General features: G+C 64.4%; 24 protein-coding genes. 8 read left to right on the top strand and 16 right to left on the bottom strand.

The features are described 5' to 3' along the window. Window positions 1–246: 246 nt before the first annotated feature. From JQ627_RS34460 to JQ627_RS34450, 3 genes are read right to left on the bottom strand one after another with little or no spacing between them, the layout of a single operon-like run. Complete coding sequence (locus tag JQ627_RS34460) at window positions 247–1,173, bottom strand: transporter substrate-binding domain-containing protein (protein WP_212488796.1); 927 nt, start codon at window positions 1,171–1,173, stop codon at window positions 247–249. Next, complete coding sequence (locus tag JQ627_RS34455) at window positions 1,170–1,526, bottom strand: cytochrome c (protein ID WP_212488795.1); 357 nt, start codon at window positions 1,524–1,526, stop codon at window positions 1,170–1,172. The genes JQ627_RS34460 and JQ627_RS34455 overlap by 4 nt, the downstream gene beginning before the upstream one ends. A 10-nt stretch (window positions 1,527–1,536) precedes the next feature. Beyond that, window positions 1,537–3,201 carry a methanol/ethanol family PQQ-dependent dehydrogenase gene (locus JQ627_RS34450; protein WP_212488794.1) on the bottom strand — a complete coding sequence of 555 codons (1,665 nt, stop codon included), beginning with the start codon at window positions 3,199–3,201 and terminating at the stop codon, window positions 1,537–1,539. A gap of 341 nt (window positions 3,202–3,542) precedes the next feature. On the opposite strand from JQ627_RS34450, the gene JQ627_RS34445 reads away from it, so the two are divergent. The 4 genes from JQ627_RS34445 to JQ627_RS34430 all read left to right on the top strand — a co-directional run bounded on the left by JQ627_RS34445 (window position 3,543) and on the right by JQ627_RS34430 (window position 5,460). After that, entirely contained in the window at window positions 3,543–3,935 is a 393-nt protein-coding gene (locus JQ627_RS34445) for an EF-hand domain-containing protein (protein ID WP_212488793.1), read from the top strand. Between the two features lie 170 nt (window positions 3,936–4,105). Continuing rightward, entirely contained in the window at window positions 4,106–4,186 is an 81-nt protein-coding gene (pqqA, locus tag JQ627_RS34440; RefSeq protein ID WP_012029362.1) for a pyrroloquinoline quinone precursor peptide PqqA, read from the top strand. A gap of 24 nt (window positions 4,187–4,210) precedes the next feature. After that, a complete protein-coding gene (locus JQ627_RS34435; RefSeq protein ID WP_212488792.1) occupies window positions 4,211–5,116 on the top strand; it encodes a hypothetical protein in 906 nt (301 codons plus the stop codon). 134 nt (window positions 5,117–5,250) lie between these two features. Continuing rightward, on the top strand, window positions 5,251–5,460 hold the full coding sequence (locus tag JQ627_RS34430; RefSeq protein ID WP_212488791.1) for a hypothetical protein: 210 nt from the start codon (window positions 5,251–5,253) through the stop codon (window positions 5,458–5,460). A 10-nt stretch (window positions 5,461–5,470) separates the two neighbouring features. Here the strand turns inward: JQ627_RS34430 and JQ627_RS34425 are convergent, their stop codons facing one another. The 5 genes from JQ627_RS34425 to JQ627_RS34405 are packed head-to-tail and all read right to left on the bottom strand — an operon-like array spanning window position 5,471 to window position 9,091. Continuing rightward, complete coding sequence (locus JQ627_RS34425; RefSeq protein ID WP_212488790.1) at window positions 5,471–5,818, bottom strand: hypothetical protein; 348 nt, start codon at window positions 5,816–5,818, stop codon at window positions 5,471–5,473. 26 nt (window positions 5,819–5,844) lie between these two features. Then, window positions 5,845–6,639 (bottom strand): pentapeptide repeat-containing protein, encoded by a 795-nt coding sequence (locus JQ627_RS34420; protein ID WP_212488789.1) that lies wholly within the window; start codon window positions 6,637–6,639, stop codon window positions 5,845–5,847. Between the two features lie 47 nt (window positions 6,640–6,686). Then, on the bottom strand, window positions 6,687–7,415 hold the full coding sequence (locus JQ627_RS34415; protein ID WP_212488788.1) for an ABC transporter ATP-binding protein: 729 nt from the start codon (window positions 7,413–7,415) through the stop codon (window positions 6,687–6,689). Beyond that, a complete protein-coding gene (locus JQ627_RS34410) occupies window positions 7,405–8,142 on the bottom strand; it encodes an ABC transporter permease subunit (protein WP_212488787.1) in 738 nt (245 codons plus the stop codon). The genes JQ627_RS34415 and JQ627_RS34410 overlap by 11 nt, the downstream gene beginning before the upstream one ends. Before the next feature lies 1 nt (window position 8,143). Continuing rightward, entirely contained in the window at window positions 8,144–9,091 is a 948-nt protein-coding gene (locus JQ627_RS34405; protein ID WP_212488849.1) for an ABC transporter substrate-binding protein, read from the bottom strand. 135 nt (window positions 9,092–9,226) lie between these two features. Between JQ627_RS34405 and JQ627_RS34400 the strand changes: the two genes are divergently transcribed. Beyond that, window positions 9,227–9,586 (top strand): hypothetical protein, encoded by a 360-nt coding sequence (locus tag JQ627_RS34400; RefSeq protein WP_212488786.1) that lies wholly within the window; start codon window positions 9,227–9,229, stop codon window positions 9,584–9,586. A gap of 157 nt (window positions 9,587–9,743) precedes the next feature. On the opposite strand, the gene JQ627_RS34395 is transcribed toward JQ627_RS34400, so the two are convergent. Next, window positions 9,744–10,562 carry a quinoprotein dehydrogenase-associated SoxYZ-like carrier gene (locus JQ627_RS34395; RefSeq protein WP_212488785.1) on the bottom strand — a complete coding sequence of 273 codons (819 nt, stop codon included), beginning with the start codon at window positions 10,560–10,562 and terminating at the stop codon, window positions 9,744–9,746. 52 nt (window positions 10,563–10,614) lie between these two features. Continuing rightward, on the bottom strand, window positions 10,615–11,541 hold the full coding sequence (locus tag JQ627_RS34390) for a quinoprotein relay system zinc metallohydrolase 2 (protein WP_212488784.1): 927 nt from the start codon (window positions 11,539–11,541) through the stop codon (window positions 10,615–10,617). Window positions 11,542–11,670: 129 nt separating this feature from the next. On the opposite strand from JQ627_RS34390, the gene JQ627_RS34385 reads away from it, so the two are divergent. Both JQ627_RS34385 and JQ627_RS34380 read left to right on the top strand, forming a co-directional pair. Next, window positions 11,671–12,552 (top strand): substrate-binding domain-containing protein, encoded by an 882-nt coding sequence (locus JQ627_RS34385; protein ID WP_212488783.1) that lies wholly within the window; start codon window positions 11,671–11,673, stop codon window positions 12,550–12,552. Further along, complete coding sequence (locus tag JQ627_RS34380) at window positions 12,549–13,106, top strand: PQQ-dependent catabolism-associated CXXCW motif protein (protein WP_212488782.1); 558 nt, start codon at window positions 12,549–12,551, stop codon at window positions 13,104–13,106. Before JQ627_RS34385 ends, JQ627_RS34380 begins: the two co-directional genes overlap by 4 nt. 107 nt (window positions 13,107–13,213) lie before the next feature. Here JQ627_RS34380 and JQ627_RS34375 read toward each other — a convergent pair whose 3' ends face one another. The 6 genes from JQ627_RS34375 to JQ627_RS34350 form a co-directional block, all read right to left on the bottom strand. Next, the gene (locus JQ627_RS34375) at window positions 13,214–13,513 is read right to left on the bottom strand and encodes a copper-binding protein (protein ID WP_212488781.1); all 300 of its coding nucleotides are present in this window, start codon (window positions 13,511–13,513) and stop codon (window positions 13,214–13,216) included. Window positions 13,514–13,650: 137 nt separating this feature from the next. Next, window positions 13,651–14,262, bottom strand: coding sequence for a hypothetical protein (locus JQ627_RS34370; protein WP_212488780.1), 612 nt, complete (start codon window positions 14,260–14,262; stop codon window positions 13,651–13,653). Further along, window positions 14,259–15,107, bottom strand: coding sequence for an ABC transporter permease (locus JQ627_RS34365; RefSeq protein WP_212488779.1), 849 nt, complete (start codon window positions 15,105–15,107; stop codon window positions 14,259–14,261). Before JQ627_RS34365 ends, JQ627_RS34370 begins: the two co-directional genes overlap by 4 nt. Continuing rightward, a complete protein-coding gene (locus JQ627_RS34360; protein ID WP_212488778.1) occupies window positions 15,104–15,910 on the bottom strand; it encodes an ABC transporter ATP-binding protein in 807 nt (268 codons plus the stop codon). The genes JQ627_RS34365 and JQ627_RS34360 overlap by 4 nt, the downstream gene beginning before the upstream one ends. Next, a complete protein-coding gene (locus JQ627_RS34355) occupies window positions 15,907–16,875 on the bottom strand; it encodes a YVTN family beta-propeller repeat protein (protein ID WP_212488848.1) in 969 nt (322 codons plus the stop codon). Before JQ627_RS34355 ends, JQ627_RS34360 begins: the two co-directional genes overlap by 4 nt. Before the next feature lie 22 nt (window positions 16,876–16,897). Beyond that, window positions 16,898–18,079, bottom strand: coding sequence for an ABC transporter substrate-binding protein (locus tag JQ627_RS34350; RefSeq protein ID WP_212488777.1), 1,182 nt, complete (start codon window positions 18,077–18,079; stop codon window positions 16,898–16,900). Between the two features lie 59 nt (window positions 18,080–18,138). Between JQ627_RS34350 and JQ627_RS34345 the strand changes: the two genes are divergently transcribed. Beyond that, window positions 18,139–18,711: a DUF3280 domain-containing protein gene (locus JQ627_RS34345; protein ID WP_212488776.1), complete on the top strand. Its 573-nt coding sequence runs from the start codon at window positions 18,139–18,141 to the stop codon at window positions 18,709–18,711. Window positions 18,712–18,814 lie beyond the last annotated feature (103 nt).

Raw genomic sequence — 18,814 nt, 5'->3', positions numbered from 1 at the left:
GGGGCACCAAAGGGGCGAACGAAACACTATGCATACCACGGAAATGTGGTCGGCACTTTGGTGTGTGGAGCGACGGTCGCACCACACACCTCACTGTCATCGCCCGGCTTGACCGGGCGATCCAGTATTCCAGAGGCGCTTGCGATTGAATCGAGAGGCCGCGGCGTACTGGATGCCCCGCCTTCGCGGGGCATGACATCGGTGATGTAACGGCGCGTGTGGCTACCCACCGCTGAATGTGGCTACCTACCTTTGAATGATCTTCGCCCAGGCATCGCCGAGCACCGCAGGCTCGCGCGGCGGCAGATAGGTGAGGCCGGCCTGCTTGCCGAATTCGGCGATCTTGCCTTCGGCAGCAAGGCCGGTCAGCGTCTTGTTGACGGCCTCGATCAGCGCAGGATCGCTGGTGAGCCCGACATAACCGCGATTGGCGCCGATCGGGTAATAATAGCCGGATGCGGTGATCACGGTGTCCGGATGCGTGGCACGGTGGGCGTCGAAACGGCCGAGGTCGATCAGCGTCGCGTCATAGTCGCCGCGCTGGAGCGCGCCGAGGAGATCGTCGCGGCCGGGAACGAGATGGGTGATGCTGTCGATCAGGCGCCCTTTGTCGAAGGTCATCAGGATGGCATCGCCCAGCGATCCGCTCTCGATCGCCAGGCGCAGGCCGGCGAGGTCGCCAATGTCGCCGATCTTGCGCCCCTGCGCCTTCGGCCCGAGCACGACCGTCATCGGCGAGTAAACATAGGGCTTGCTCGGCGCGAGCTCGCCGAGCGCGACGCGGCGGCGCCGGTCGTCGCGCGTGGCGCCGGCGAAATCCGGCAGGCGCGCCGTCTTCATGCCGGGCTTGACGAGGGAATCCGTCGTCAGCGCATAGCCGCCGACAAGCGAGCAGCGCCCGTCGGAGAGCAAAGCGTTGGCCTCGAGCTGCGGGCTGGAATCCTCGTCGAGCTTGCTCTCGAACCACTGGATTTTCAGCGGCCGTCCCATCCGCTCGGCGATCGCTTGCGCCAGCAGCACGTCGAAGCCGGCATCCGGCTTGCCCTTGTGATGCACCGAGAGCGGCGGCCGGTCCTCGTCGAGACAGATCTTCAGTGGATCATCGGCCGCGCGGGCGGCCGTGGCTGTCGCGAGGATCGCGGCAACGCTCCACGCAGCGAGCCAGCCCCTCATGGCTTCCTCCGGCTGGAGACGAAGGCCCAGAGATTTCCGATCTCGTCGTCGTTGAGGATGTCGGCCCAGGGCGGCATCTTGTTGTTCTTGCCGTTCTTCACCGTGGTGACGAAGCGCGTCTTGTCGTCGGGGAAGGCGCGCAGGTCCGGTGTGATGGTGCCGGAGTTCATCAGGTTGGGACCGTGGCAATGCGAGCATTTCGAAGCGTAGGTCGACTTGCCATGGTCGATCTGCGCCTGCAGGGGATTGCCGGTTGCGTCGTCCGCGGCACGAACGGTCGCCGCAAGCGCGACCGTCAGCACCGCGACGGTGGCGATCGTCGCCACCGTCTTGTGAGAGATGTCTTTCAGCATAGCGCCGGGGTTATTGCTTGACCGCAAAAACCCAAAGCGAGCCGCCGGGCGGCACCTTGGCAAGGCGCTCGTCGCCGGAGAACAGCGAGTAGACGCCGCCATAGCCGGAGGTGACGGCAATGTACTGCACGCCATCCTGCTGCCAGGTCACCGGCTGTCCCTCGATGCCGGAGCCGGTCTGGAACTGCCAGAGCTTCTTGCCGGTGTCGGCGTCGAAGGCCTCGAACTCGCCGGTCAGCGCGCCCGTGAACACGACGCCGCCCGCCGTCGACAGCACCCCCGAGAAGCGGGGGATGTCGGCGGGTGCTTCCCACTTGGCCTTGCCGGTCATGGGATCGATCGCCTTCAGGTGTCCCCGCGCGCCGTCCCCGAACTCCCAGGGATCGGTGAGGTCCATGCCGAGATACCATTCACCCTGCTTGAAGGTGACGGGCTCGGCCTTGTACTTGCCGCCAAAGGCGAGCGTGTTGGCGTAGGCCAATCCGGTCTGCGGATTGAACGACATCGGCTCCCAGTTCTTGCCGCCGAGGATCGACGGATAGACGGTGACCTTCTTGCCCTCGCGCGCGTCCTTCGCCACGTCGGTCTCGATCGGGCGGCCCGTCTTCATATCGACGCCGGTTGCCCAATTCACCTTCACGTAAGGATTGGCCGCGAGCAGCTTTCCGTTGGTGCGGTCGAGCACGTAGAAGAAGCCGTTGCGGTTGGCGTCCATCAGCACCTTGGTCGGCTTGCCCTCGACATTCATGTCGGCGAGGACCATCTCGGCCACGGCGTCATAGTCGAACGGGTTGTTCGGCGAGAACTGGTAGTGCCACTTGATCTTGCCGGTCTTGGGATCCATCGCCAGCACGGAGCAGGTGTAGAGGTTGTCGCCGGGACGTACCGCCGAATTGAACGGGCCGGGATTGCCGATGCCCCAATAGACCGTGTTGAGCTCGGGATCGTAGGAGCCGGTGATCCAGGTCGAGCCACCGCCGAGCTTCCAGGTGTCGCCTTTCCAGGTGTCGCCGCCGGGCTCGTCCGGCGAGGGGATCGAATGGGTGCGCCACAGATGCTTGCCCGTCGCCGGATCCCAGCCGTCGATGAAGCCGCGGGTGCCGAACTCGGCGCCGGAGATGCCGGTGATGACAACGCCGTCGGCGACCAGCGGCGCCACCGTCATCGAATAGCCTTCCTTGATGTCGGCGGCCTTCTGCCGCCACAGCTCCTTGCCGTCCTTGGCATCGAGCGCGATCACGTTGGCGTCCAGCGTGGTGCGGAAGACCTTGCCGTCATAGAGCGCAGCACCGCGATTGATGATGCCGCAGCAGACGATGCGCGGCGTCTCAGCGGGATACTCGACCTTGGATTTCCAGATCTGCTTGCCGGTCTTGGCGTCGACCGCCATGGTGGCGTTGTGCGAGGTCACGTAGATCACGCCCTGGTACACCAGCGGCTGCGATTCCTCGCTGCGATCGTCGTTGAAGGAGTAGTTCCAGACCGGGACGAGATTCTTGACGGTGTCTTTGTTAATCTGGTTCAGCGTCGAGAAGCGCTGGAGATTGTAGCCCATCCCGTAGTTGAGAACGTTCGATGTATCGGTCGCGCCCTTGACCAACTGTTCGGTCGTCTGTGCATACGCACAGGTCGACGCAAGCATGACGAGGCTCGCGGCCATCGCAAAGCGTTTCATCCGTTCCTCCCAATATGCGCGCCTTTTGACGCTGCGGAAGCAACACTCCGCCCGATTGCAAAACCCGTCAATACGAAAGTCGTAAGTGCGTCGCCGATATGTTGGATGCCAGATGCCGGTCACCTGACGGAAACCTGACAATCGACTTCTACTTGTGCGCAGACGCTGGAAAAATTCCGTGGCATGAAGCGGAGCCAGCTTGGGCCGCTCTGCTCGGGCAGTCGGGTTCCGCGAGTTGTGTCGCGCGCCGGTTGCAATTCCGGACTTGAACCGGGGTTCGCTTGTAGACTTATGTTGTTTTGATCCCGCCCGAATCGGGGCTCTTGGTCAGGGAGGTCTGAATGATATCGCGTCGCTCTGTTGCGCTTGCTCTCACGAGTGCAGTGCTGTCCGGTCCAGCTTGGGCTGCCTCCGGCAGCGCCGTGAAGATGTTCGATACCGACAATGACGGCACGCTTGATCTCGCCGAGGTGAAGAAGGCGGCCACCGCGGTGTTCGCAAAGCTCGATCCTGATCACGACGGCACGCTGGACGCGCGCGAATTGCGCGGACGGTTAACGGCGAAAGAGCTCGCCGCCGCCGATCCCGATCGCGACGGGACTCTCACGCTCGACGAATATCTCGCGGTGGTGGAGCAGCGCTTCAACGCAGCGAATCCGGACAAGGACGGAACGCTGGATGCGAAGGAGCTGAACTCGCGCGCCGGCCGCGCGCTGCAACGATTGTTGCGGTGAATCAGCCGCGCTTGACTGGGAGCGAAGGCGGTTTGCCCGAGAGGGAAATTCGCGAGCATAATGCGACAGTTCGCTGTGTTTGCGCTTCGATTCCAGGCTTGCGCTGCACCTGACGCAGCCCTAGGTTTTGCCCCGCGCGATGTCGCGCTCAATACCCTTGGGAGACCCGAATGGCTTGGAAAGCTCCGAAGATCGTGGAAGTGCCGGTCGGCATGGAAATCAACATGTACGCCTGCGCTGCGCGCAAGTAAGACTGACGACCTGCCGCGGCTTCGATGGCGAACGCCGTCGAAGCCGTGGTAGTGTTCGCAATGCGCCTTGGAGCCCACACGATCTGGACGGCAATTGCGTTCGCTTTTGCGCTTGCACCGGCGCGTGTCAGTGCCGAAGAGGGCTTCGATACCGAGCACATCTTCGGCTTCATGATCGGCACCGACGTCGGCAATCCCGGCGAACGCGAATTCCAGACCCAAACGACAGGGAGCTTCGGCAAGGGCGGCGGTACCTATCGCGCCCTCCAGCAGGAGGTCGAGATCGAGGTCGTGCCGCTGCCGAACTTCCGTGTCGAGGTCGGCGGCACCGCCACGCTGCACGACATCACCGGCGTCCCCGATATCGACGACCGCCGCCAGTTCAATTTCCAGGGCGCCTCGCTCGACCTGCGTTACCGCCTGCTCGACCGCGAGCGCGCGCCGTTCGGGTTGACTGTCGCCGCCGAATTCCATGGCGATCGCATCGACGAGACCAGCGGCGCGAAGGGACGGATGTACGGCTCCGAGTTCAGGCTCGCTTTCGACCGTGAGCTGATTCCGAACTACGCCATCGCGGCGCTCAACCTGATCTATCAGCCGGAATGGGCGCGCTTCGAGGTGGCGGGAGTGTCCGAGAAGAGCTCGACGATCGGCGCGGCCTTTGGCGGCATGGTGCGCGTGCGCCCCAATTTTCTGCTTGGCGGGGAGATGCGCTACTTCCGGCAATATGAGGGCATCGGCCTCGGCGAGTTCTCAGGGCAGGCGCTGTTTGTCGGTCCGACCGCCTATTTCCAGCTATCGGAGAAGTCGCGGCTCACCCTGAGCTGGAGCATGCAGGCCTGGGGCCGCCCGGCCGGATCAGGCGGCAATCTCGACCTCGTCAATTTCGAGCGCCATCAGGCGCGATTGGTGTTCGGGGTGAACTTCTAGCGCACTTTGTTTCGCATCTCCCCGCACGCGGGGAGAGGGAACACTCCGTTCCACACGCTCGTTTGAAACTTCCCGCTCCTCGGAACGTATCCTTTCGTGCTAATCTTTATCGTCCCTTGCGACAGGATCCCGGCATGAATCCGATTGACCTGGTGGTGACTGTGTGTGCGGTGCTCTCGCCTGCGACCTGCGAGGAGCAGCATCTGGTGTTCAACTATGCGGGGTCGCCGAGGCAATGCGCGATGGCCGCGCCACCCTATATCGCGCAATGGGTCGGCGACCATCCGAAGTGGCAGGCGGTGCGGTGGCGCTGCGAATATCCGCACCCGAACGACAAGGCGTGAGCCGCCTTCGTTATTTCGAGCAGTCCTTCAGGTCCTTGTCGGCGATCGAGAATACCGCGTCCGCCTTGATCTCGATGTCGCGGACGATGCACTGCCGTGCATTGGGATAGCTGACCTTGGCGTCATAGCGGCCGGGCTCGATGCCGGTGATGCGCAGCCGCTCGTCGTGGTCGACCTCCTTGTCCTTGTCGTTCAGGCACTGGTTCGGTCCCCAGTCGGTCTTGCCGGCGGGCGAGAGCTGGAAGCCGGAGATCGTCTCCGTCGTCAGATTCCAGAGCCGGATGCCCTTGCCCTTGGTCTGCGCGGCGGCTTCGCCGGCAAGCGTCAACAACGCGATCAAAGCTAGAACCCAACGCATCAGCCAGTCCTCCCAAAGGCGCGCCGTCATTGCCTGATCAGGCGCTCGCGGTTCTTTGCCTTGTCGAAATTTTTGGCACGGTCAAGGCCGTTCGGTGCGATCAGCTTCGCCGAGACGAGATCGGCGCCGTCGAAATCGGCGTCGATGACGATGGCGCCGGTCAGATCGGCTCCGCCGAGTTGGGCGTTTTTCAGCGATGCACCGCGCAGGTCGGCGCCCCTGAGGACCGCGAATTCGAGGTCGACGCGCGACAAATCGGCGTTGCGCGCGTTCACCCGTTCCAGATTGGCGGATCTCAGCACCGCGCGCATCAGCCCCATCGACTGGTTGCGCATATCGGCGCCAAGGTGCGCGTCCGCGATCGAGGCGCCGACCAGGCTTGCGCCGGTGAGGTCGGCAGCGATGCGCGCTCCCGACAGGTCCGCACCGTCGAGACGCGCGCGGGCCATTTGCGACGCGAACAGATTGGCGCCCTTCAGGCTTGCGCCGGTAAGATCCGCATCCAGCAGCCACGCCTGATCGAGGATCGCACGATCAAGCCTGGCGTCTCGGAGTATTGTCTTGTTGAGCCGCGCGGCGCGGAGAACCGCGTTGGACAGGTCCAGCCCCGAGAGATCGAGGCCCGACAGGCGCTTGCCGGTGAAATCGGCAGGCTGCGCGGCGCTCGCTTTGGCCAGCACGGCCTCGACCTCTGGCCTGGTCATTTCGGCCGAGACCATCGCGGGGGAGGTGAGGTCGACGTCACGCATCATGTCCTGCGCGCTCACCGTCATCGCGACGAGCGCGAAGCCAAGCGTTGCGAGGGCGACCGTCCGCGTCATCATCAACTCCGCCGTCGGCCTGTCTAGCACGTCCGCCAAGCGACCGGCTATGAGACATCTCGCTCGGCGCGGTCGCCTTGAGTTCGTTGGGCGAGGCTGGCCTTGATCGCTGCAATCTCGGCTTCGCCCCGTGTGTCGCGCGGGATGCCGATAGGCACCTCGGCCACGATCCGCGCTGGCCGCGGCGACAGGAAGAACAGCCGATCGCCCAGGCGCACTGCATCGTCCAGGCTGTGTGTCACCAAAAGCGTCATCACCGGCCGGCTCGCGACGAGCGTTGCAATCTCATCGCGCAGGCGTCCGGCGAGAGCGTCATCGAGCGATGCCAGCGGTTCGTCGAGCACCAGAATATCCGGCTCGACGGCAAAGGCGCGGGCGAGCGCCACCCGCCGGGCCAATCCCAGCGAGAGCTCACCGGGATAGTGGCTGCGATGTGCCTCCAGCTCCAGGATTTTGAACAGTTCGGACAGTTTGGCGTCGCTGACGGCGGGCGCCGCCAGCCGCACGTTCTGCTCGACCGAGCGCCAAGGCAACAGCCGCGGCTCCTGGAACACCATGCCGATCCGCGCGTTCGGCGGGCGCGCGACGGTGCCTTGAAAATCCGGATCGAGCCCGAGGATGATCCGCAGCATCGTGCTCTTGCCGCAGCCGGACGGACCAATGAGCACGCCGACCTCCCCGCCTCCGAGCGAGAACTTGATCGGCGCCAGCACGTCCTGCGTGCCGCCCGCCGCGTTCTTGAACGTTTTGCCGGTGATCTCGACCTCAAGCCGCACGGGGCCGCCACCGGGTTGCGCGGGCTTCGAACGGCTGCACCAACGCCGTCTCGATCACGAGAACGACGGCGGCGAATGTCAGGGAATAGGCGAGCAGCCGCGGTGTGTCGAACAGCTGGAAGGCGACGCCGATCTCGAAGCCGACGCCGTTCGGCCGCCCGAGCAGTTCGGCGACCAGCACGATCTTCCACACCAGCGACAATCCGGAGCGGGCCGAGGCTGCGATATAGGGCGCAAGCTGCGGCAGCACGACGTGGCGGAACGCGCGCCAGCGCGGCATCGCGAACACGGTGGCCATCTCGTCCAGCGAACGGTCGAGCGCGCGCGTGCCCTCGCGCAAGGTGACGATGGCGGTCGGCAGCTTGTTGATGGCGATCGCCGCGATCGCGGCCGCTTCGGTCAAGCCGGCCCAGATATAGGCCAGCACGATCACGACCAGCGCCGGCAGGTTCAGGAGCAGGATCAGCCAGGGATCGCCGAGCCGGTCGGCGAGCTTTACCCGTCCCATCAAATAGCCGATGGCACTGCCGAGCGACATCGCCAGCACGAAGGCGAGCGCGACGCGCGCCAGCGTGGCGCCGAGATGCAGGAACAGCGCGCCGCTCGATGCTTCCGCGATGATGACGCTGAGCACGGCAGGCGGGGAGGGCAGCTTTGCGCCGCCGACGAACAGCGCCGCAATCCACCAGGTCGCGAGGAACAGGGAAAACGAGAGAAGACGCAGCACCTCAGTCTCCGGGGACCGCGTGATAGAAGGTGCCGGGATCGAGCTCGGCCGCCGGCCCGACCAGGTCGCGTCCGCCGATCTCGGCGAGCACGCGATAGAGCACGCGCGCATCCTTTTCCTCGTCCACGATGCTCCGGCGCGGAATGCCGTCGCGATAGCGGTCGCGGTAGGTCTTGAGGATGGCCGGATCGCTCGCTCCGGTGAGCGGCGCGATCTTGTCCCAGGCGGCGTCCGAGGTGACCAGCAGCTGCTTGGCCTTGCGGGTCATCGCAATGAAACGCGCCACCGCATCGCGGTGGCTTGCGGCCCAGCTCTCGTCGAAGACATAACCGACCGCGGATACCGCGCCCTTGGCCCCCAGCTTCGGCAAAATGTCCTCGATGCCGGCGAGGCGGCGAAAGCCCTTGGCCTCGAGCTGCGCACAGAAATTCCAGAAGTTGAGGCTGGCATCCATCTCGCCATCGAGCGCCTTGGCGGCAATCAAGGGCGGCGCGCCATAGACGATGCTCGCGTCCGACTTCAGATCGATGCCGTCCTGCTTCATCCGCGCCTGCAACAGCAGCCAGCTCTTGTCGATCGCGCCGCCGCCGACGCCAAGCTTCCGTCCCTTCAGGTCGGCGAGCGTCTTGAGCGGCGACGAGGCCGGCACCATCACCGCGCCAAGCGCGCTGGAATAGGGATAGAAGGTGAGCTTGGCGCCGAGCACGCGCTCGCGCGACACCCACAGCCAATCGGACAGGATGATGTCGGCATTCCCGGCGCGCAGGGCGATCTTGCCGGCCTCCGGGCTCGCGAGCTCGGCGACGTCGAGCGACAGATCGGCTTCCTTGTCGAGCCCGCCGGCGCGGATCGCGGCCAGCTCCCAGGAGAATGTTCCGGTCTTCTGCACTGCAAGGCGGATCGTATCCGCGGCGCGGCCGGGTGCGGCCAGCGACAGCGCCAGCGTCATCGCGAGCGCCAATGTTCGTCCAGGCGCTCTCAAACCAAGTGCTCTCATCACCTTGTGAGCCGTTTCCTCGAAGGGAGTGCTTTTCATGACAATACGCATAGCATAGCTTTCGTCGCAACCAGCGGGAGGACGCTCATGAATCTGGCCGGACAGCTACGACCGATTGTCGCCGCATTGGCGGTGTGGGCTGCGACCGTCTCCGCCGCGCGTGCCGAGGAGGCCAATGATTATCCGACCTCGGCGCGTGCCGAATACGTCTACGGCTGCATGAAGGCCAATGGCGAGTCGCGCCAGTCGATCGAGCAATGTTCCTGCTCGATCGACGTGGTGGCCTCGATCGTGTCCTATGACCGCTACGTCACCGCGGAGACGGCACTCAGCATGTCTCAGGTGCGAGGCAATTTAGGTGTCCAGTTCCGGACGTCGGAGCAGGCGAACACGGCGGTGAACGATCTCAGGCGCGCGCAGGCGGAAGCCGAGGTGAGGTGTTTCTGACAGCTAGCTTCACGCCAACGGTAGTCGTCATGCCCGGGCTTGTCCCGGGCATCCACGTTCTTAGGATCGGCGCGAAGTCCGTGGATGGCCGGGACATAGGCGAGCGAAGCGACGCCGTCCTTCGGACGGCTATGCCCGGCCATGACAATCGAGAGACTTAAGTCCCCGGCTTCTCCACATCCCACTCGTTCCGGAACACGTGTCCATCCGTGTCCTTCGCTTCCGCGCGAAAACGCCTGGCGCCGTTGGACACATATGTGAAGCGCAGATTGGGATCTTCCGAGATCGAGATGCCGCCTTCCATCGACAGCACGGGGCTGTCGTCCTGCGTCAGCTTCAGCTGGTTGACGAAGAAGGCGGGGATGTAGAGCTGCGTGACCTGGTCCATCTGCAGGCCGGAATTGTTGGGATGGCCGATCATGATCTGCGCCTCGCGGACGCGGCTCGCCGGTGCCTCCTCGCGCGCGAATTGCCGGTAGCGCATCTGGCCGAGCCGGTTCCTGGCTTCCTCGATATTCTTTCCTGCCGGTGCCGAGCAGCCGCCTGACGCCTTCACATAGGTCTTGGCGACGTAGAGCTGACCATCGCTGAGCTCGGCGACCGCGTGGACGTCGGTGTAGTTGTTGACGCGCACGCGCGTGGAGATCTCGGTGACGTTCGCGTCCGGTCCGAGCTCGAACTTCGCTGCCATTGGCGCGGGGTTGCGGTCGATCACGAGGGTGATCGAACGAATGCGCCTGCTGTCGCCGGGCGACAGCTTGCTGCGCAGGGTCACGGGCACGATCGCCGCGTCCTCGGCGCGATAGGGCATCTCGATGCCGATGACGTCGTTGCCGTCGTTGATCGGACGGTTGCTGAAGATGTCCTGCACCAGGCCCGGCCAGGGATCGTAAGCCTCTTCGGCACTCGCCGGCACAGCGAATGCGATGCCGAGCAATGCGGCAATCAAGGTCAGGCGGCGTGTGCATCCCGGCATGGTCATGGTCCCGCGCGGACGAAGCAATATTTGGCGCATCGTAGCCCGCCCGCTACTCCCATTCAATTTCCGAAAATGCTGCGGTTGCGTTGCGGGCGTTGTAGTCGTCGAACAGCTCCCAGTGCGACCGCTCCGTTGCTGCGGCCTTGTCGGCGGCAGTTCGGATCGGCTCGCCCTTCTTGTTCGACGCCCGCACGTCGGTCAGCATTGCCGTCAGATAACGCCGTTCATCGGTCAGGGCTGCAGGCCAGTCGCTCACGGGGCCGTGACCGGGAACGACGCGTCGCGCCGGAATCCTCTCAAGTTCCCCGAGGATGCCGAGCCAACCGCGAATGCTGCCGTCCATCACCGGGATATGGCTGAGGAAGACGAGGTCGCCCGCGAACAGCGTCTTGCTGGTCTCGTCGAACACGGTCAGATCGCTGTCGCTGTGCCCGGTCGGCCAGGCCCGCAAGGTGAGGCGGCGCGACCCGAGATCGAGCGTCATGGTATCAACGACGAGCAGGGTGGGCGGCACGATCTTCACGGGATCGATCAGCTCGCCACCCATGATGCGTCTGAAATTGTCGAGATAGTACGGCCCGCGTGTCGCCAGCGCCTGCGGCAGCTTGCTGTGGCCGACGAAGCTGGTTCCCGCTGCGACAAAGGCCGCGTTGCCGAAGACATGGTCGGGATGGCCATGGCTGTTGATGACGTAGCGGATCGGCTTGCTGGTGCGCGCCCGTACAGCGGCCAGCAGTGCCTCGCCTTCGCGCAGGCTGCCGCCGGTGTCGATTACCGCCACCGCATCCTCGCCGACGACGAAGCCGACATTGGCGATGTCGCCCTCATTCTCTCGGGTCATCAGCGCGATGGTCCCGGAGTGTACGAAGATTCCCGGTGCGACTTCGCTCACAGGCAATTCGGCCGCCGCGGCGCGTGCTAGCGTTACTGTCCCCAGCAGGGACAAGGCTGCGATCACGAGAGCGATGCGAGACACTTTTCCGCCTCAGTTCAAAGGGTTGCGCGCATTGCACTGCAACAAAGCAAAGCCAGCACAAAGTTTGGCCAAACATGGCGCGCCATGCGTTGCATGGCTAGCATTCAAACAAACCGAGGAGGAAGCGCGATGACGGAGGCCGGACGACATCGTCGCTGGTTGTTTTCACTGTGGGTCCTGGCTGCATCCTGCGCGCTCGACGACGTCGCCATTGCGCAGACCAGCGAGACCGGCGACCTCTCGTTCGAGCTGGTCGACCCAAAAGTGCTGCGCGTCTGTGCCGACCCGCGCAATCTGCCGTTCTCGAACGAGAAGGGCGAGGGGTTCGAGAACAAGCTCGCCGAGCTGCTCGCGGACAAGCTCCAGAAGAAGCTCGACTACGTCTTCTTCCCGCAGGCCACCGGCTTCGTTCGCATGACGCTGGGCGCGCATCGTTGCGACGTCATCATGGGATTTCCGCAAGGTGACGACCTCGTGCAGGGCACCAATCCCTATTACCGCACGACCTATGCGCTGGTCGCCAAGACCGGCAGCGGGCTCGAGGACGTCGATACGCTCGAAGACGCGCGCCTGAAGGGCAAGCATGTCGGCATCGTCGCCGGCACGCCGCCGGCGACCAACATGGCGCTGGCCGGCCTGATGGGCGATGCAAAGCCCTATCCGCTGATGATCGACACACGCTTCGACAATTCGGCGCAGGCCATGATCGACGACCTCGCCGCCGGCAAGATCGACGCCGGCGTGCTATGGGGGCCGATGGCCGGGTACTATGCGAAGAAGGCCGGATCGCTGCACGTCACGCCGCTGGTGAAGGAAACCACCGGGCCGAAGCTGGTCTATCGCATCGGCATGGGCGTGCGCCCCGCCGACCAGAACTGGAAGCGGCAGCTCAACAAGCTGATCCAGGAGAACCAGGGCGAGATCAACAAGATCCTGCTCGACTTCGGCGTGCCGCTGCTCGACGAGAGCGACCGGCCGCTCGGTGCGGAGACGGCCAAGAAGACGCCATGAGGCGGCTGCTTGCCGCCGCGCTGCTCGCCGCCATCGTGGCGGCGCCGGCATTGGCGCAGCAGCAGGAGCCGTTCGAGCCCGAGGGGTATCGCGCCGACAATTACCGCGCGCCGGTGCCGGCGACGCTGGCTGGTGCGCGCGTGCTGACGACTGCTGAGGCCGAAGAGATCTGGCGTGCGAAGCGCGGCGCGTTCATCGACGTGCTGCCACGCGCGCCGAAGCCGAAGAATCTTCCCGAAGGCACCGTCTGGCGCGATATGCCGCGGAAAAACATACCAGGCAGCATCTGGCTGCCGGACACCGGCTACGGCGCGCTGCCGCCCGCCATGGACGGTTATTTCCAGCGCGGCCTCGCCCGTGCTGCGCGCGGCGACAAGGCCGCGCTGCTCGTGATCTATTGCCTGGCCGATTGCTGGATGTCCTGGAACGCCGCCAAGCGCGCATTAGCTTACGGTTATGCCAACGTCGCCTGGTACCCCGACGGCACCGACGGCTGGGAGCGCGCCAAACTACCGACCGAGGAGACGCAGCCGCAGCCGCGGCCGGAGCAGTAGCCACAGGCCGTCATGCCCGGGCATCCACGTACTTCAATCCGTGGGCGTGGATGGCCGGGACAAGCCCGGCCATGACGCCGTGCCGCGCGCGGGGAGAAGATGCAGGGTTACTGCTTCTGCAATTTGGTCAGCGTGCCCGTACCGTTATTGTCGGTCGCCGTGTACGTCACCCTGTCGCCGGCATGAACGGCATCCAGCATCGCGGCGTCCTTGGCCTTGTACTCCTGAAGCGCGCCGGCGCCGCCTGCGCTGCCGCCGACCGTGCCTTTCTGCATCTGCTGGATCGAGATCGTGCTATTGAGCCGGTCGATTCTGGTGACCATTCCGGTCATGTCGTCAGCAAGAGCGCTGGTTGCGAGCATGCCGAGGGCCGCGGCACCCGCAAAGATGAATTTTGTTGTTCCCATCGAGGCCTCCCGACGTCTTGAAGTTCACTTCGACAAGCCATCTTCAATGGATTTAGTTCCGGCAGATAGCGCGGCAAAAGGTTAACGATCCCGCGGCGATCGCGGGAACTTTTGGTGAGCTGTCAGCGAGGCTGACGCTATTCCATTTCCTGCTGGATCACGCGTCCCAGAGCGAACAGGCGTTGGTCGATCGTGGTCGGAACTTCACAAACGAACCGCACCACCTTGTGGCGGTCCTCGAAGATGCGGGTCTTCCAGATCAGCTCGTTGCTGAGTGCCTCGACCTTGGCCTCGTCGCGCGGCGTCGCGCCCTGGAGCGCCTGGAGCGCCAGGGTCTCCTCGCGAATCTTGTCGGCGGCCTCGCGCTGCTTGCGGCTGACGCGTTCGAGCCCGCTCATGACCTGGGAGCGCTGCGCATTGAGCGTGTCGAACAGGCCGGCGAACAGGAGTTTTGCGTTCGCGGTCTTGTCCGTGGAGCCCGCCAGAAAATCCTTGACCGACTTCTCCGCCTCGTCGAGCGGTGTCTTGCGCGCCGACAGCTTTGCGACCAGCGCGCTGACCTTGGCGTCGTCCTTCCACTTGGTCTCGGCATCGTCGAGCGCCGGGCCGGCCCATACGGCAGCGAGAGAAATCACCGGCACTTTTGCCTGCGTGCAGGGCCAGTCGGGATAGCGCGGATCGGCCGCGCGCGCGGCCGTGCCCGACAGCGCAAGCGCCAGAGCGGCCATGACCACGATTCGAGACATCATCCTTCGCCTCCCGCAGGGCCCCGTCGCGCCAGCCCGCGCGAGGGATCATAGGCCAGAATCGCGCCGATCATGAAGACGATTGTGCAGGTCGCGACCACTGCCAGCGAGATCCAGTTGATCTGTCCATACAGCGCAAAACGTATCAGCTCGACCGCATGGGTGAACGGGTTGGCCACGCAGAGATAGTAGAGATAAGGGCTGCCCTCCTGCACGCGCCAGAGCGGGTAGAGCGCGGAGGAGGCGAAGAACATCGGGAAGATCACGAAGTTCATCACGCCGGCAAAATTCTCGAGCTGTTTGATGCCGGAGGAGATCAGCATGCCGAGCGAGCCCAGCATCAGTCCGGACAGGATCAGCGCCGGCAGCACGGTGAGATAGCCCGATGGAGGTGGGGTGATGTCCCAGAACCAGGCGATCAGCAGGAACGCATAGACCTGGAGCAGCGACACCGCAGTGCCCGCCAGCAGCTTGCAGAACAGGAGGAAGCCGCGCGGCAGCGGGCTCACCAGCAGCGTGCGCATGTTGCCCATCTCGCGGTCATAGACCATCGAGAGCGAGGACTGCATGCCGTTGAAGAGCTGGATCATCGCCATCAGCCCGGGCGCGATATAGACCTCGTAGAGGATATAGGTTTCGTAAGGCGGGATGATGGAGATGCCGAGCACCTGACGAAAGCCGGCGGCGAAGATGAACAGCCACACCAGCGGCCGCACCAGCGCCGAGACGAAGCGCTCGCGCTGATGCAGGAAGCGCAGGCCCTCGCGCCAGACGATGCCGGTAAGGCAGGTCATGTATTCCGCGGCCGAGAAACCGCGCGGTGTGTCCCGCGTCGTGATGCTGCTCATGTGCCGCCTCCCGGCATGGTTTGCGCGCCGGTCAGGCGCATGAAGGCGGTGTTGACGTCCTGCGCGCCGGCATCCGTGATGACGCGGCTCATCGGCCCCTGCGCCAGCACCTTGCCCTGGTGCAGCACGACGAGATCGTCACCGGCCATGATTTCGTCGAACAGATGCGTGGCCCAGAGCACGCCGATGCCTTGCCCGGTCACGAGCTGGCGAACATGGCTGATGATGTCGGCGCGCGCCTTGACGTCGAGGCCGACGGTCGGCTCGTCCAGCAATAGCAGCCGCGGCCGGTGCAGCAGGGCGCGTGCGATCTCCAGCCGCCGCATCTGGCCGCCCGAGAGATCGCGCACCTTGCTGGCCGCCCGATCGGCAAGCCCGATGCGGCCGAGCAGCTCGGCGCTGCGCGCAGCCGCCTCGCGTCGGCTGATGCCGTGCAGGGCTGCGTGATAGAGCAGGTTCTGCGTCAGCGACAGATCGAGATCGAGCGTGCGCGGCTGAAATACGACGCCGAGCAGCCGCAGCGCTTCGCCGGGGCTTTGGCTGATGTCGTGGCCGAAGATGGAGACGCGGCCGGTCTGGATGCCGAACAGGCGCGTGACGAGCGAGAACAGCGTGCTCTTGCCAGCGCCGTTGAGGCCGAGCAGCGCGGTGAAGCTCGCAGGCTGTACATTGAAGGACACGTCCATCAGCGCCCGCCGCGGCCCATAGGCGTGGCTGACGCCGTCGATTGACAGCGCCGGCACCGCGGCCACGTCTGGCCTCGGCATCTCCTGTGGTTCGGCGACGGGGGCAGGGCTGGTCATGGTGCTATCGTAATGCCCCAGGGCAGTTCGCCCACCTGAATGGTCTTGATCACCTTTTGCGCGGCGACGTCGATGACCGAGACGTCGTTCGACACGCCGTTGGTGGTGAGCAGATATTTCTCGTCCGGCGTGAACGCCATGTGCCAGACGCGCTGTCCCACCAGCAGGTATTTCGTCACCTTGCGCGAGGCGACGTCGACGACGGCGACGCGGTTGGCCGGGCCGAGCGCGACGAAAGCGGTCTTGTCGTCCCTGGTCATGCCGATGCCGACCGGCTGGATCGCCTCTTTCCGCAACCCCGGAATCTCGAACGTAACCTTGCCGGTCACCTCGTGCTTTTTGGGATCGATGATCGAGACGGTGCCGCCGATCTCCGAGGACACCCACAGCTCCGAGCTATCATGCTTGAATTCGGCAAAGCGCGGCCGCGCGTCGACCAGAACGTTGGCGACGATCTGGCGCGACGAGGTATCGATGAAATGCGCCATGTTGGTCGTCTCGGACGTGTTGATCAGCGTCTTGCCATCGGGGCTGATAGTCATGCCCTCCGGCTCGACGCCGACCTGGATGTCGCCGAGCCGCGCGCGCTTCTCAAGGTCGATCACGGTTACCGTATTGTCGTTCTCGTTGGCGACATAGAGGATTTTTCCGGCCGCGTCCTGCGCGAACAATTCCGGGTCGGGCCCGGAGGGCAGGCTGTCCACAATGGCTTGCGTCTTGGCGTCGATGACCTGGATGGTGTCGTCGTCGCCGACCGCGACCATCACGAACTTGCCGTCGCGCGTGAAATCGATGCCGCGCGGGCGCTGGCCGACCTTGATGGTCTTGGTCACGGTCCAGCTGTCGGTGTCGATCACCGAGACGGTATTGCTCTTCTCGTTCGAGACATAGGCGATGAATGCATGCGCGGGCACGGCCGCGAGCGCCAGCGCGGACAGCAACCCAACACGCCACATGCGCAACATCCAGGTCCTCACTTTAATGTCCTCATTTCAGCTTGCATTTGCTCTCCGGGCGGTCGAAGCCGAGCGTGTCGAGCTCGGAGACCTGGTGCAGGAATCCCTCCTGCGGCGACACCGACACCACCATGCGGCCGTCGACCAGCAGGATCGGCTGGCGTAGCTGGAGATTCCAGTCGCGCAGTGTCAGCCTCGTGCCCTTGAAGGCAGCGACGGAGAAATCCGGTCCCTTGATGAAATCGGTGACCTTCTTGACATCGCCGGAATTGGTGCGTGAGGTGGCTTCCCCAATCATGCGCACCGCCGTCCAGGCCTGCATGTCAAGCGATGTCATGCGCCGCGAGTTCAGTTTGACGAAGCGGTTCTGCATCTGGATCGCGCCCCACTGATCCTGCGATGCGTCCCAGCTTTTTGGCACGAGGCCGGCCGAGCCTGCGACGGGCCGGGGATCCCAGGTGCGATAGGGCAGGTACGCGCCGAACACCTCGCTCTCGTCGGCGGCAACGAGCACGTCGTAGGCCGGCAATTGTTGCGTGAACACCGGCATCTGCCGCTGGATCAGCGTGACGCCACTATCGGTGCGGCGCGCGCCGCCCTTGTCCTCGAAGGTCTTCTCCTGCACGATCTTGGCGCCGAAGCGTGTGGCGGTACGCCGGAGCGCGTCGGCAAACAGCTTGTCCTCGTCATGCGAGCCGACCACGAGCACCCAGCGCTTCCACTGCTTCCACACCAGATATTGGCCGAGTGCATCGGCCAGCATCGCACGCGTCGGTGCGGTGTGGATGACATTGGCGCGGCAATCAGTCTCGCGCAGGCGCTCATCGATCGCGCCGGCGTTGAACAGCAGCGTGCCGCGCTCACGCAGGGCATCTGCGACCTTCAACAGCGCGTCGGCCGGCAGATCGGCGATGATGAAGCCGTTTTTCTCGGCAAGCGCGGTCGCAGCCTGAACCGGATCTTCGCCTTCCTTGATGCGGCGCTCCTCCAGCGTGAAACGCTGGTTGAGGAATTTTCCCGTGGTGTTGTTGTCGTCGATGGCGAGGCGCGCGCCAGCGACGCCGTCATTCTCCGCGGGCTGCTCGACCAGCGACAGCGTCGATCTGGTGCCGGCGACGCCGAGATAGCCGACACCGATCTGGACCGGGTCGGCCGCGAGCGCGCTCGTCGCGGCAAGACCTAAGCCGATCAGGCCGACCAACCATCGGATCATGTTTCCTCCAGATGTTCTCCCTGGCTTGACCGCCGGTGGAGAATTGTCTCTGCTAAAGCATGACCGATTTGGCCCGGCTTGCAACCCCGCATTTCGTCCCCGCGCGCGCGAGGCCCGGAATCACGATCATGCGAGCGCTGATATGTTTCGCGGCTTTGCTGTTGACGGGTTCGGTCGCGCTGGCCGATCCGCCGAAGCTCGCCGTGTTCGATTTCGAGCTGATCGATACCAGCCTTCCCGGCGAGTTCTACGGCTCGAAGCCGGAGGAGGCGCGGCTCGAGCGCATCAGCGAGCAGTTGCGCAAGGCGCTGGCTGAGTCAGGCCGGTTCCAGCTGCTCGATATCGCGCCGGTCAGGGACGCCGCCCGTCACGCCAATTTGCAGGCCTGCGGCGGCTGCGACCTTAAGCTTGCGGGAGAATTGGGCGCCGAGCTCGAGATCACCGGCATGGTGCAGAAGGTCTCGAACCTGATCATCAATCTCAACATCTATCTGCGTGACGTGAAGACCGGCAACATGATCGCCGCCGCCAGCGCCGACATGCGCGGTAACACCGATGAAGCCTGGACGCGCACCATGAGCTACCTGATCCGCAATCGATTGCTGGCGCCGAATTACGGCAAGCCGGAGTAGGCCGCGCGCTTACCCTCCCCCTCCAGGGTAGGGCTATCGCATATGGGCAAGGACGGAGAGGAGAAAGTCGTTATTCCACCTCGCCTGGAGCATTTTGTGGCTG

This window comes from Bradyrhizobium liaoningense (genome assembly GCF_018130785.1).
Classification (GTDB): domain Bacteria; phylum Pseudomonadota; class Alphaproteobacteria; order Rhizobiales; family Xanthobacteraceae; genus Bradyrhizobium; species Bradyrhizobium liaoningense_A.
This window is presented reverse-complemented; position numbering and strand designations above follow the sequence as displayed.

Bases quoted from the DNA above. Each gene is read 5' to 3' on its own strand.
- JQ627_RS34450 (WP_212488794.1), bottom strand. From the start codon at position 3,201: ATGAAACGCTTTGCGATGGCCGCGAGCCTCGTCATGCTTGCGTCGACC.
- JQ627_RS34360 (WP_212488778.1), bottom strand. From the start codon at position 15,910: ATGACCAGCCCTGCCCCCGTCGCCGAACCACAGGAGATGCCGAGGCCA.
- JQ627_RS34365 (WP_212488779.1), bottom strand. From the start codon at position 15,107: ATGAGCAGCATCACGACGCGGGACACACCGCGCGGTTTCTCGGCCGCG.
- pqqA (WP_012029362.1), top strand. From the start codon at position 4,106: ATGGCTTGGAAAGCTCCGAAGATCGTGGAAGTGCCGGTCGGCATGGAA.
- JQ627_RS34370 (WP_212488780.1), bottom strand. From the start codon at position 14,262: ATGATGTCTCGAATCGTGGTCATGGCCGCTCTGGCGCTTGCGCTGTCG.
- JQ627_RS34400 (WP_212488786.1), top strand. From the start codon at position 9,227: ATGAATCTGGCCGGACAGCTACGACCGATTGTCGCCGCATTGGCGGTG.
- JQ627_RS34350 (WP_212488777.1), bottom strand. From the start codon at position 18,079: ATGATCCGATGGTTGGTCGGCCTGATCGGCTTAGGTCTTGCCGCGACG.
- JQ627_RS34460 (WP_212488796.1), bottom strand. From the start codon at position 1,173: ATGAGGGGCTGGCTCGCTGCGTGGAGCGTTGCCGCGATCCTCGCGACA.
- JQ627_RS34425 (WP_212488790.1), bottom strand. From the start codon at position 5,818: ATGCGTTGGGTTCTAGCTTTGATCGCGTTGTTGACGCTTGCCGGCGAA.
- JQ627_RS34355 (WP_212488848.1), bottom strand. From the start codon at position 16,875: ATGTTGCGCATGTGGCGTGTTGGGTTGCTGTCCGCGCTGGCGCTCGCG.
- JQ627_RS34455 (WP_212488795.1), bottom strand. From the start codon at position 1,526: ATGCTGAAAGACATCTCTCACAAGACGGTGGCGACGATCGCCACCGTC.
- JQ627_RS34430 (WP_212488791.1), top strand. From the start codon at position 5,251: ATGAATCCGATTGACCTGGTGGTGACTGTGTGTGCGGTGCTCTCGCCT.
- JQ627_RS34380 (WP_212488782.1), top strand. From the start codon at position 12,549: ATGAGGCGGCTGCTTGCCGCCGCGCTGCTCGCCGCCATCGTGGCGGCG.
- JQ627_RS34445 (WP_212488793.1), top strand. From the start codon at position 3,543: ATGATATCGCGTCGCTCTGTTGCGCTTGCTCTCACGAGTGCAGTGCTG.
- JQ627_RS34345 (WP_212488776.1), top strand. From the start codon at position 18,139: ATGACCGATTTGGCCCGGCTTGCAACCCCGCATTTCGTCCCCGCGCGC.
- JQ627_RS34385 (WP_212488783.1), top strand. From the start codon at position 11,671: ATGACGGAGGCCGGACGACATCGTCGCTGGTTGTTTTCACTGTGGGTC.
- JQ627_RS34435 (WP_212488792.1), top strand. From the start codon at position 4,211: ATGGCGAACGCCGTCGAAGCCGTGGTAGTGTTCGCAATGCGCCTTGGA.
- JQ627_RS34375 (WP_212488781.1), bottom strand. From the start codon at position 13,513: ATGGGAACAACAAAATTCATCTTTGCGGGTGCCGCGGCCCTCGGCATG.
- JQ627_RS34420 (WP_212488789.1), bottom strand. From the start codon at position 6,639: ATGACGCGGACGGTCGCCCTCGCAACGCTTGGCTTCGCGCTCGTCGCG.
- JQ627_RS34395 (WP_212488785.1), bottom strand. From the start codon at position 10,562: ATGCCGGGATGCACACGCCGCCTGACCTTGATTGCCGCATTGCTCGGC.
- JQ627_RS34405 (WP_212488849.1), bottom strand. From the start codon at position 9,091: ATGACGCTGGCGCTGTCGCTGGCCGCACCCGGCCGCGCCGCGGATACG.